Genomic DNA, 11,969 nt, shown 5'->3' on the forward strand with positions numbered 1-11,969 from the left:
TATGATCCCAGAACTTGGTTATTTTTCTTTAACGCTTGCCATGGTGCTAAGCGTTTTACTGTGTATTTTTCCGCTGTGGGGCGCGCATACCGGTAATCTTCGTTTAATGCGTGCGGCCCCGTCTTTAGCCGTTGGGCAATTTGCTTTTGTACTTCTCTCGTTTGCTGCGCTTATCTATGCCAGCTTAACAGATGACTTTACGGTATCTTATGTGGCGTACCATTCAAGTAGTACGTTGCCTTGGTATTATAAAATTACCTCTACGTGGGGTGGGCACGAAGGCGCTATTTTACTGTGGCTTGTAATGCAAGCTGGGTGGACCGCCGTAGTTGCTATGCGTTCTAAATCGCTACCTTGGGTGTTGCGTGCACGTGTTTTAGGTGTGCTTGGCTTTTTAGGTGTCGGTTTTATGATGTACACACTACTGCTTTCAAGCCCATTTGAACGCTTACTGCCGTATTTCCCTGTTGAAGGGCGTGATTTAAATCCGCTACTACAAGACCCAGGTATGATCATTCATCCGCCATTACTGTATATGGGATATGTGGGGTTATCGGTTGCGTTTTCATTTGCTATTGCAGCACTTTTAACAGGTAAACTTGATAACACCTGGGCTAAATGGTCTCGCCCATGGACGATGACTGCTTGGGGCTTTTTAAGTTTAGGAATAACCATAGGCAGCTGGTGGGCTTACTCTGAGCTTGGCTGGGGTGGCTGGTGGTTTTGGGATCCGGTAGAAAACGCATCGCTTATGCCCTGGCTAGTTGCTACGGCTTTATTGCACTCTTTGAGCGTGACAGAAAAGCGCGGTGTATTTAAATCGTGGACTGTGCTGCTTGCCATCGCTGCATTTTCCCTAAGCTTATTAGGCACCTTTATTGTTCGCTCAGGCATTATTGTATCGGTGCATGCATTTGCCACTGACCCCGATAGAGGTTTATTTATTCTAGCATTTTTAGGCATTGTTGTTGGCGGCGGTTTATCGCTGTATGCGCTGCGCGTATCACAAGTTAAAAGCGAAGGCCGTTACAAGTTTGTATCACGCGAAGTGGCCTTATGGCTTAACAACATCTTTTTAGTGGTAGCCACATTAATTGTTCTTTTAGGTACTTTGTTACCTATGGTGCATAAAGAAATGGGCCTAGGCAGTATTTCTATTGGCGAACCGTTCTTTAATAAAATGTTTGCCATTTTATTAGTACCATTTGCCATATTAATGGGAATAGGGCCTTTTCTTCGTTGGAAACAAAACAAGTGGGCTGTACTACAAAATAAAGTATTAATAGGTGTGTTAATAAGTGTTGTTATTACCTGTGCGTGGTTGTTCTCAAGCTACGATGTCGTAAAACCACTTACATTATTAGCAACCACATTAGGTGTATGGGTTGCAGTCTCAACTGCTATAGATTTATACGCCAAGGCGTCGGTTCACGGAACGCTAAAAGAAGGCATTAAACGTTTAGGCATTAGCTACTGGGCAATGGTGCTAGGTCACGTTGGTTTAGCATTTGTTATTGCTGGCGTAACACTTACTTCGGCGTACTCGGTGGAGCGTGATGTTTCTATGAAGCAAGGCGATATTGTCACGCTTAACCAATACGAATACCGATTTGATGGCGTTAAATCAATACGCGGCCCTAACTACAGTGGGCATGCTGGTGTAGTGTCGGTATTCAATAACGATAAGCTAGTGACTGAGTTACATGCAGAAAAACGCAAATACGATATTGGTATGCAATTTATGACCGAAGCGGCAATTGATGCCGGCTTTACTCGCGACCTATATTTAGCGCTCGGTGAGCAATTAAGTAAAGGGGCATGGTCACTGCGTATTTATCACAAACCGTTCGTGCGTTGGATGTGGATAGGCGGTGTACTTATATCGCTTGCAGGGTTTATGATTTTATTCGATAAACGCTACCGTACATCAGCAAGTACACGCAAAAAAGCGTTGGAGAATGCGTAATGAACCGTAAAATTTTAGCTTTAGCACCGTTATTAATATTCATATTTTTATGTGTATTTTTGTATCAAGGTTTGTTTGCCAACCCGCGTGAAATTCAAACCGGACGACTAGGCCAAACGATGCCTGCGTTTAACCTGCCTGATTTAATGCAAGATGATAAGCGCTGGACAGATGAAAGCCTAAAAGGCGAAGTTTATTTACTTAATGTATGGGGGACTTGGTGCCCTACATGTTTAGTTGAACTAGGGTATTTAACTAAGCTACGCGAGCAAGGCGTAAAAATTATTGGTTTGTACTATGTACAAGGGTACGATGCCGATTTTGATGGCCCATTTGATATGCAGGCTTTGCGCACCGATGTGAGCGATATGCTCAGCCGTGCTGGCGACCCATACCAATTTAATATTTTAGACTTGCACCGTACCTTGTCACTTGATTTAGGTGTATCAGGTGCCCCTGAAACATTTTTAGTGGATAAAACGGGTAAAATTTTATTACACCATACAGGGGATCTAAACCCGCGCGTATGGCGTGCTAAATTTGCCCCTGTTATGCAGGAGCTAAATTAATGCGAGTGTTTTTATTAACCCTGAGCTTTTTTATAAGTATGGCAGTGTATGCCGAGCAAGATCGCTACCAGTTTGACAATAACCAACAAGCTGTGCGCTTTGAAGAGTTAACCAAAGAGCTCAGGTGCCCTAAATGTCAAAACCAAAATATTGCAGACTCTGATGCCATTGTTGCAAAAGATTTACGCGACAAGGTACTCGCGCTGGTAAAAGAAGGTAAAACAAAAGACGAAGTAATCGATTACATGATAGACAGATACGGTTATTTTGTTCATTACGATCCGCCTGTAACACCGGCCACATTAGTACTTTGGGTTTTACCTGTGCTTATTGTTATTTTGGGTTTTGGTTTTATTGTAATTCGCCAGCGTAAGGCGTCAGTTAAGCAAACCTGGAACAGCGATGATGAAGCAAAACTTGCTAAGTTAATTGCAGAAAATAAACGTCAGGAGCAAAATTAATGATTCTAATGTGGGCGTGTTTTACTTTACTCACACTAATTGCACTAGCTTTTATTATGTTGCCTTTTTTAAAAAAAGAGCGCGTGCAAACCATTACTCACAATGCTAATGCAGAATTGATCAGCATTTACGAGCAGCGTTTACTTGAGCTGCAAAACGACTTAGACAATCAACGTATTGATGCGCAAAGCCACAGTGAATCGGTTATTGAGCTAAAACGTCGTTTATTGAACGAGCTTTCACCAGAAAAATCGCTTAATAGCAAAGGTAATAACCGTATTTTTGCTTTAACAGGCGCAGCATTTTTATTAGCCCTCACCGGTGTTTTTTACACCTTTACAGGGAGCCAGCAGCAAATAGCAGCGTGGTATGATGCAATGGATAACCTTGCAGATTATGGCGAGCGTGCGGTAATGCAAAAAGGTGAGCCTCTAACTAAAAACGAGTTGCAAGCGTTTGCTCTAGCGCTGCGCACTAAGCTTAGTGAGTCAGGCGATGACGAAGTTGCGTGGATGCTGCTTGGACGTGTGGCTATGTCGTTAAACGAATTTGATATGGCGCAGCAATCGTTTGATAAAGCCCTTCGAATGAACCCAGACAACATGCAAGTACTCATTAGCTACAGCCAAGTTTTACTGCTTGAAGGCAGTGAAGAGAACATGACGCGTGCAGCGGGTATGCTATCTAAAGTGCTAAAGGTTGAACCAACAAACCTTGATGCTATTTCTTTATTAGCGCTTATTGCCTATGAGCGCAAGGACTGGCCGCAAGCCAAAGCGGCGTTTGAAGTATTACTGGCAAGCATGGATAAAAGCGATACGCGTTATTCAATGATAGCGCAGCGTATTTCCGATATAGAGCAACAAATGCAAAATGAGGGCTCTGTAATGCCGGTCTCTGCTAATAGTGCTATTAGTGTTACTGTGAGCTTAGCGGATGAGCTTTTCGATAAGCAGCCTCAGCAGGGGACTTTATTTATTTTTGCCAAGGCTGCTCAAGGCTCTCCTATGCCATTAGCGGTTGTTAAACTAAATGAATACAGCTTTCCGCTAACAGTGCAACTCACTGATGCTAATGCAATGGTTGATGGGTTAAACTTATCAAGTGCTAAAGATATTGTGATCACAGCGCGGATCTCAATCGATGAGTCAGTTATGCCAAGTAGTGGTGAGTTAGAGGGTCACTCTGAGACACTACAACGTGAAAACGTAAGTGACTACCAACTTCAAATTGATACATTAATACCTTAAGGACATTAGATGTTAAAGCATAGTTTTACTTTTTTATGTTTATTGGTGCTAGCCGGATGTGCACAAGTACCAGAAAACAAAATTGATGAGCGCGATCCGCTACAAAGCATTAACCGTCCATTGTACGACTTTAATATGGATATTCTTGATGCTTATATTTTACGCCCTGTGGCTGTAGGGTATGTAGAAGTGACCCCTGTGCCTGTACGCAATGGGATTGTTAACTTTACCGATAATATTAGTGCGCCCGTTGATATGATAAACGCAGGGCTACAAGGTAAAGCAGGCAACGCAGGCGTGAGTTTAGCGCGTTTTTTAGTTAACTCTACGGTAGGTGTATTTGGTATTTTTGATGTTGCAAGTTCACTTGGACTTGAGCTGGTAGATGAAGACTTTGGCCAAACATTGGGCGTGTGGGGCGTTGGCGATGGCGCATATATTATGCTGCCAGCAATGGGGCCGACTACAGCACGTAACTTAACAGGCGATGTAGTTGATAACTTTGTGTTACCAGAAATCGCTCTGACTACGCCTCAAACTATTTTAGTTTTTGCGCTTAAAGCGGTCGAAGCTCGTGCTTCACTTATCCCGCAAGAAGGCTTACTTAATGATTCACTCGACCCGTATTTATTTGTTAAAGACATATACTTTCAGCGTCAGCTTTATGAGCTATACGACGGCAATCCACCAATCAAAGAAGAGCCTGAAGACTTTGATGAAGACTTCTTAGAAAGCCTATAAATAACAGCTATAAAAAATGCCAGCAATTGCTGGCATTTTTTTATGTGTATTTTGAGCTTAAATAAGCTCTAATGTTTATTATTCTTTAACCATCAGCTGCATTTGCTCATTAACCCAGGTTAAGGCGTCATGGTATGCGTTGGCAACTTCTTCGCCTAAATTTAATTGTTTAGCAATTTCGTTGGCGGCTTCCCAATCTGCGTGCTCATAAAACTTAACCAAGTTTAGATACTGAGCAAGCAGGCCTTCGTCATTCAATAGCGCAGCTTTTATCTCTGCAGACAGCGGGAGCTTTTGCATAACGCTTTCCATGGTTTCATCTAAAATGGCGTCCATAAGCGACATCATGCCAGTTAAAAAGGCCATACCGGTATCTTTAAACTGCCCGTGTGAAATAGCAAGTAGTTCGCCAAATCGTGCACGTGTTAGCGAAAGCCTAATTAGCTCAACAGGTTTATCGGCAGAAACTTGCGCTGCAAATAACAAAGATAACAGCTTTTTAATTTCGTTAGCGCCAAGGACGATGAGTGCTTGTTTGATTGTGTTTATTTCGGCTCTGCGCGCAAACGCAGCTGAGTTTGAATAACGCAATAACTTGTATGATAGATTTACGTCACGTTCAAACACATCGGTTATCTTTTTAAGATCCATTTCAACAGATGAGGTTTCGTAAAGCAGCTCTGCTAATGCCATTTCTGATGGCGGTAGTGCTTTACTTTGTACCATTTCAGGCTTTGAAAAAAAGAACCCCTGAAAATATTCAAACCCAAGCTCTAGAGCTAAATTATAAGCTTCATAGGTTTCTACTTTTTCAGCTAAAAGCTTGATGTGTGGATAGGCTTTAATATCGTTAATTATGGTTTTTATTGCACTTTCATCAGTGGTTAAAAAGTCTATTTTTAAAATATCGATAAATGGGTAAAAATGGCGCCATACTGGTTGGTGAATGTAATCATCAAGCGCTAGGGTGTAGCCTTTTTCTTTTAAATCTTTAACAATAGCCAGTAAGCGCTTACCTGGTTGCACTGTTTCAAGGATTTCTACAACGACCGTCTCTTTCCCTAACATAGTAGGGTAACCTTTAAGTAAGGTTTCTAGGGTAAAGTTAATATAGGCGGGTTTGTTGCCAGTTAAATCTTCTAAGCCAAAATTAAACTGACTCCCTTCGATTAGCTTCGTTGTTGCTTCGTCACCGTCTATGTCTGGAAATACATTATCAACGCCATCACGAAATAATAACTCGTATCCAACAAGCTCCTTTTCGCGGTCTAAAATAGGTTGGCGTGCAGCATAAAAATACATAAATAGTTCCGTACAAAATAATAATTATTAGTAATGGTTATAATATATGGCAAAACGTTCGAAATAGCATTAGGTAATTATTATTGATTTAATGAATTGTTATTAAATATTAGCTATATATGTAAATAAATTTACCGTATATCGGGTGTTTGAGGGTTAAATAGTCAATCCGGCTGTTTTTTGTTCACTTCAGTGTAACAAGTTGGAGTTATCACCTTTAAGCATGGTATAGTCAAGACGGATGGTTTTTACCCCAATAGTGTCTTTATTATAATATTTTAAGAGTCATTATTAGGATTAAAAGCCTGTTTTATACAACTTTGTGGAGGCGAATTTGGAAACAGGAATGATTATTTCACTGGCATTGTATTTTATAGTCATGCTTGGCATTGGACTTTATGCATACAAACAGTCTACAAGTGATGTTTCGGGTTATATGCTAGGTGGACGTAGCTTATCTCCAAGTGTTGCAGCATTATCTGCTGGCGCATCGGATATGAGTGGTTGGATTTTAATGGGCTTACCTGGCGCTATGTTCGTTACTGGCTTTAGTAGCACATGGATAGCAATAGGCTTGGTTATTGGTGCGTGGTTAAACTACTTTTTAGTTGCGCCTCGTTTGCGTGTTTACACTGAAAAAGCAAACGACTCAATCACAATCCCAGACTACTTCTCTAATCGTTTTAATGATAAATCAAACCTTTTACGTGTAGTTTCTGCGGTAGTAATTATTGTGTTCTTTACGCTTTATACATCATCAGGTGTTGTAGCAGGCGGTAAATTGTTTGAAAGCTCGTTTGGCTTAAGTTACGAAATGGGTTTATACATCACCACTGGTGTTGTTGTTTTATATACCTTATTTGGTGGCTTCTTAGCAGTTAGCTTAACTGACTTTGTGCAAGGCTGTATTATGTTTATTGCCTTGATACTGGTACCGACCGTTGCTTACTCTTTATTAGATCAACCGCTAGAGTCAACACTTCATAGCGTTAACCCCGATATGCTTAATTGGATAGGTGCAGGCTCTGCATTAGGGATTATTTCGGCAATGGCATGGGGCTTAGGCTACTTTGGTCAACCTCATATTATTGTACGTTTTATGTCGGTGCGTAGCGTAAAAGATATGCCAACGGCTCGCCGTATTGGTATGACATGGATGATAGTTGCAGCCATTGGTGCTGTGGGTACTGGTTTATTTGGTGCCGCGTACACTTACGAAAACAACATTGTTGTTGAAGACCCAGAAACCATTTTCTTAATTCTTTCTGAGTTATTATTCCACCCATTAATTGCAGGTTTCTTATTGGCGGCTATTTTAGCTGCAATCATGAGTACAATTTCTTCGCAGTTACTTGTTAGCTCAAGTTCGTTAACTGAAGATTTTTACAAAACGTTTTTACGCAAAGAAGCAAGCGACACAGAGCTTGTTACTGTAGGACGTATTAGTGTAGCAGCAGTCGCTTTGTGTGCTATTTACTTAGCGTACGATAGAGACAGCTCAATATTAAGCTTAGTAAGTAATGCATGGGCAGGTTTTGGTGCGGCATTTGGCCCACTGGTTTTATTTAGCCTGTACTGGAAACGCATGAACTTTGAAGGCGCACTAGCAGGTATGGTTGTAGGTGCTGGTACGGTTCTGTTTTGGATTTACTCACCATTTATGATTGATGGGCAAAGCTTAAGCAGTTACATGTACGAAATTGTACCAGGCTTTATTTTAGCAAGTATTGCAATTGTCGTTGTAAGCTTAGCGACGAAAGAGCCAGCGCAAAATATTACTGCGCTATTTGATGAGGTTGAAAAAGACCTTTAATAAACCCGTACTTTAGATACGAAAAAAGCCACCTAGTTTAACTAGGTGGCTTTTTTATTTGCTATGTGTTGTCCTCAAATGTGTTTGCTTATTTAGGACATATCAATAACCAATAAGTTATTTAGCAGGTAATACTGTGCTTTCTACACTACCAAAGCCAATACGGGCATAGCCTGGCTTTTCACACCAGCCGCGCATAATTACGTTATCGCCATCTTCTAAAAAGCTGCGTTGCTCACCATTACTCAGGGTTATTTTTTCTTTACCACCACGAGAAAGCTCTAATAAAGAGCCCGCTTCTTCATGTGTAGGGCCTGACTGCGTGCCAGAGCCGAGCATATCACCTGGCATAAAGTTACAGCCATTTACAGTGTGATGGGTCACCATTTGCGCCACAGTCCAATATGAATGTTTGAAGCTTGAGGCAGAGACCTGCGTAGGTTGGTGGTTTTCATCACGCATTTTTTGAGTCTGAATTTTAACATCCATTTGGATATCAAATGCACCTTGCTCGCGATTAGCGGCAGATTCTAGGTACGGCATTGGCTGAGGATCGTTTTCATCACGTGTCCAGCTAGTTCTAAAAGGTGCAAGTGCTTCAGTGGTGACAATCCAAGGCGATACGGTTGATGCAAAGTTTTTAGCTAAAAACGGGCCTAATGGTTGGTATTCCCACGCTTGTAAATCTCGTGCTGACCAATCGTTAAATACACAAAAACCAAATACATGGTTTTCAGCGTTTTCAATGGCGATAGCATCACCCAGCGCATTGCCTTTGCCTAAGTAAATACCAAGCTCTAACTCGTAATCTAAGCGTTTACATGGACCAAATGATGGGGTATCTGCATCGGGCGCTTTAGTTTGCCCTTTAGGGCGGTGAAACGTTTGCCCCGATACATCAATAGATGAAGAGCGGCCATGATAGCCAATCGGCACCCATTTATAGTTTGGTAAAAGCGGGTTGTCTGGTCTAAACAAGCTACCAACGGCGGTTGCATGGTAAATTGAGGTATAAAAGTCGGTGTAATCACCAATATGACACGGCAGTGAAAACTCTATATCAGCTTGAGCAATAAGGGTACTTTGCACTTCTTTTTGTTGCTTAGCGCCTTCACGCAATGCTTTTGAAAGCGCTAAGCGCAGTGCTGACCAGTATTGTTCCCCTAAACCCATAAATGTATTTAGTGTTGATTCGCTTGCTGCATCCAGGGCTGTTTTAGCATCACCGGTAAAAATGTTTAAGTGGCTCAATTTTGCTAAATCAATAACCTGATCGCCAATAGCAACCCCGCCTCTAAATTCTTCATTTGTGTTTTTAGTACGAAATTCTGCAAAAGGTAAATTTTGAATCGGGAAGTCACAGCCTTTAATATTGGCCGACTCTACCCAGCTAGTTAAATTAATGTCGTGGGTTTCGTTAATTTGGCTCATTACTTATCCTTTAGGTTTGATGTTGGGTGCATGCATTTATTTAAGCATACTTGTATCTTGCACCCTACTTTTTAAATATTAAAACGACAAAAAGCAGCGAAGATCGCTGCTTTTAATTTACTCAAATAAGTTATAAAACGCCGCGGCGCTCTTGGTCTCGCTCAATTGACTCAAACAATGCTTGGAAATTACCTTCACCAAAACCACCATCATCTACACGTTGGATCATTTCTATAAAAATAGGTCCAAATAGGTTTTTAGAGAAAATTTGTAGTAGGTAGCAGTTTTCACTTTGGCTATCGACTAATATTTGATGCTCGCGAATTTTTTCTTTATCTTCTGCAACCCACGGCACACGGTCAAAAATAGTGTCGTAATATTCAGGAATAATGTCTAAAGTAGCAATGGTCGATTTATCAAGCTTATCAAGCGAGCTAACTAAATCGTCAGTTAAAAACGCGAGATGTTGTACACCAGGGCCATTATATTCGCCTAAATACTCGTCAATTTGGTTGTTGTCATTGCCTTTACCTTCATTAATAGGAATTGAGAAGGTGCCACAGGGTGATTTTAATGCATACGATAGCAACGCTGTTTTTTGACCTTTAATATCGAAATAGCGTACTTCAGTAAAACCAAACACGTCTTTGTAAAAGTTTGCCCATGTTTCCATAGTGCCTTTGTAAACGTTATTAGTTAAGTGATCTATACGTATAAAGCCTTTATCTTCAACTACATTAGGTGATGATAAATCTTCAAAGTCAGACTCATAAATAGACCCTTTATCACCAAATTGCTCAATAAAGTAAATCAGGCTATCGCCAATACCGTAAATGGCGGGGTAAGGTAAGTCTTTATGGGTTGAGTCGGTTGCGGGTTTTGCACCACGTGCTACAGCTGTTTCAAATGCATGCTGTGCATCCTCAACGCGCCAACCCATAGAGCAAATTGCTGGGCCATGACTTTTTGCAAATTCAGCAGAAAAACCATCGCGTTCGTTATTTAGTAAAAAGTGAATGTCGTTTTGGTTGTAATAGACAATATCTTTGCCTTTAAAATTTTTTAATTTTGAAAAACCAAAATCAGTAAACACTTTATCCATGTAGTCTGCATCAGGTGTTGCGTATTCAGTAAACTCAATACCAACTAAACCTAGTGGATTATTTGCTTCACTCATTTTTATTACTCCTGCAATAAATATTGCTACTGCGTTTATGTGTTGTTGTCGTGTTGAGCTAGATAATCAACTAGATTTTAAGTTTGGGGAAGAGGGGGAGCAGATTTAGCATTTGAGCAAACTGTAAATTTAATAAGACGTTTACTTAGTCAATAGGTTTATACCTTACGCTTTAGGGTAAACGAGCATTTATTAGCTTGATGCTTTTAGTTTATTAAAGTTTAAGATATTGATATAAATAAATAAAAAAGAGGTTTTATAAAAATAAAACCTCTTTTAAAAATGTAGTTACGTAATGTTTTTTGTATTTAATTGTTTACACTTTGTGTGCGATTGTTAAAAAACGTGTTGCGCTGCTCGAGCCAAAGATTAGGTGTTACGGTTGGAGCTGCTTGGTAATGGCGCTCAATAGCTTGGTTTAATACCCGTGTTGTAGGGGTAAATGTCAGCTTTGATTGTGCACTGCCTATGCTTTTAATTTCGTCTCGAGTCAGGGCGCGCCCAGCATATAAAAGGGCGTTTAAATAACCGGGCACTGTTTCAAAGTTGTTATCTGTAAAGAGTAAAACAGATGACGTTAATGCCCAGGTGTTATTTATTTCACCGTCTTCTTTCACACCAGCAAGCTCGCCGTCTATGTACACTTCAAATACCCCATTACTGGGGGCGGTATAAAATACAAATGCAACTCGGTGCCAGTTTTCAGGCTCTGTTTGTCCAAAGTAACCACTATCACTGGTTGATTTACCATAACCGCCGGTTGGGTCGATAAACATATCGGCATCATCAGTGAGGTAATCTTGTGTGTTTGCTTGCATGATAGCGCGATAAATATCTTTGCCTTCTTCTGGCCAATATAAATCCATTACTAAGGTGTAATCAGAAACCATTCCTTCACTTGCATAATCACCATTGGCAGGTGTATTTAAGGTTATTAATAACCCCTCGGTAGGGGCGTGGCGTGAAAACGCCATTACACCTGAGCTGCCATCAGCAAAATCAGCAATACCAAGTGCTTGAGTTGTATTATATTGTGTTTCTTCAGGGCCCCAGTTTGTTTGTTCTGGGTCAAAATAGCTCAATACTGAAGGGCCATAATCTGCTGCCAAAGGGCTATTTGCATCGTCAAAATTCCACACTGTGACATTGCTTTGCTCATTACATGAAAAGAGTTGATTATCGGTATCTAGGTATAAGCACTGGCTTGTTCTAAAACGCGCATATTGATCAAGTAACCACCATGCTTCGTCAATGGCTTC

Annotated in this window: 9 protein-coding genes and 1 pseudogene; 6 read left to right on the top strand and 4 right to left on the bottom strand. The window is 40.8% G+C overall.

The window, feature by feature from the left end:
• Position 1 precedes the first annotated feature (1 nt).
• Genes B2R65_RS15230 through B2R65_RS15250 form a run of 5 tightly spaced genes read left to right on the top strand, consistent with a single transcriptional unit; the run spans position 2 to position 4,987 of the window.
• Positions 2-1,966, top strand: coding sequence for a heme lyase CcmF/NrfE family subunit (locus tag B2R65_RS15230; protein WP_029773819.1), 1,965 nt, complete (start codon positions 2-4; stop codon positions 1,964-1,966).
• Positions 1,966-2,535, top strand: a complete 570-nt coding sequence (locus tag B2R65_RS15235) for a redoxin family protein (RefSeq protein WP_029773820.1) — start codon at positions 1,966-1,968, stop codon at positions 2,533-2,535. Before B2R65_RS15230 ends, B2R65_RS15235 begins: the two co-directional genes overlap by 1 nt.
• Positions 2,535-2,996, top strand: coding sequence for a cytochrome c-type biogenesis protein (locus tag B2R65_RS15240; protein WP_004588327.1), 462 nt, complete (start codon positions 2,535-2,537; stop codon positions 2,994-2,996). The genes B2R65_RS15235 and B2R65_RS15240 overlap by 1 nt, the downstream gene beginning before the upstream one ends.
• Positions 2,996-4,246 carry a c-type cytochrome biogenesis protein CcmI gene (gene ccmI, locus B2R65_RS15245; RefSeq protein WP_286744106.1) on the top strand — a complete coding sequence of 417 codons (1,251 nt, stop codon included), beginning with the start codon at positions 2,996-2,998 and terminating at the stop codon, positions 4,244-4,246. The genes B2R65_RS15240 and ccmI overlap by 1 nt, the downstream gene beginning before the upstream one ends.
• 9 nt (positions 4,247-4,255) lie before the next feature.
• Entirely contained in the window at positions 4,256-4,987 is a 732-nt protein-coding gene (locus B2R65_RS15250; protein WP_286744108.1) for an MlaA family lipoprotein, read from the top strand.
• Positions 4,988-5,065: 78 nt separating this feature from the next.
• On the opposite strand, the gene B2R65_RS15255 is transcribed toward B2R65_RS15250, so the two are convergent.
• Positions 5,066-6,289 carry an EAL and HDOD domain-containing protein gene (locus tag B2R65_RS15255; protein WP_054983013.1) on the bottom strand — a complete coding sequence of 408 codons (1,224 nt, stop codon included), beginning with the start codon at positions 6,287-6,289 and terminating at the stop codon, positions 5,066-5,068.
• Positions 6,290-6,623: 334 nt separating this feature from the next.
• Here B2R65_RS15255 and putP point away from each other — a divergent pair, with 334 nt between their 5' ends.
• Positions 6,624-8,102, top strand: a complete 1,479-nt coding sequence (gene putP, locus B2R65_RS15260; RefSeq protein ID WP_004588331.1) for a sodium/proline symporter PutP — start codon at positions 6,624-6,626, stop codon at positions 8,100-8,102.
• A gap of 117 nt (positions 8,103-8,219) precedes the next feature.
• Here putP and fahA read toward each other — a convergent pair whose 3' ends face one another.
• From fahA to B2R65_RS15275, 3 genes and pseudogenes are all read right to left on the bottom strand, one after another.
• On the bottom strand, positions 8,220-9,533 hold the full coding sequence (gene fahA / locus B2R65_RS15265) for a fumarylacetoacetase (RefSeq protein WP_286744112.1): 1,314 nt from the start codon (positions 9,531-9,533) through the stop codon (positions 8,220-8,222).
• Positions 9,534-9,663: 130 nt separating this feature from the next.
• Positions 9,664-10,710 (bottom strand): 4-hydroxyphenylpyruvate dioxygenase, encoded by a 1,047-nt coding sequence (hppD, locus tag B2R65_RS15270; RefSeq protein ID WP_273611799.1) that lies wholly within the window; start codon positions 10,708-10,710, stop codon positions 9,664-9,666.
• 308 nt (positions 10,711-11,018) lie between these two features.
• Positions 11,019-11,969: pseudogene (locus tag B2R65_RS15275) on the bottom strand (metallophosphatase); the annotation flags it as partial.

It is taken from the genome of Pseudoalteromonas sp. UBA2102, from assembly GCF_002331165.1.
GTDB lineage: Bacteria > Pseudomonadota > Gammaproteobacteria > Enterobacterales > Alteromonadaceae > Pseudoalteromonas > Pseudoalteromonas atlantica.

Excerpts from the sequence above, each read along its gene's own strand:
- B2R65_RS15240 (WP_004588327.1), top strand. The coding sequence starts at position 2,535 with ATGCGAGTGTTTTTATTAACCCTGAGCTTTTTTATAAGTATGGCAGTG.
- hppD (WP_273611799.1), bottom strand. The coding sequence starts at position 10,710 with ATGAGTGAAGCAAATAATCCACTAGGTTTAGTTGGTATTGAGTTTACT.
- B2R65_RS15235 (WP_029773820.1), top strand. The coding sequence starts at position 1,966 with ATGAACCGTAAAATTTTAGCTTTAGCACCGTTATTAATATTCATATTT.
- B2R65_RS15230 (WP_029773819.1), top strand. The coding sequence starts at position 2 with ATGATCCCAGAACTTGGTTATTTTTCTTTAACGCTTGCCATGGTGCTA.
- B2R65_RS15250 (WP_286744108.1), top strand. The coding sequence starts at position 4,256 with ATGTTAAAGCATAGTTTTACTTTTTTATGTTTATTGGTGCTAGCCGGA.
- B2R65_RS15255 (WP_054983013.1), bottom strand. The coding sequence starts at position 6,289 with ATGTATTTTTATGCTGCACGCCAACCTATTTTAGACCGCGAAAAGGAG.
- fahA (WP_286744112.1), bottom strand. The coding sequence starts at position 9,533 with ATGAGCCAAATTAACGAAACCCACGACATTAATTTAACTAGCTGGGTA.
- ccmI (WP_286744106.1), top strand. The coding sequence starts at position 2,996 with ATGATTCTAATGTGGGCGTGTTTTACTTTACTCACACTAATTGCACTA.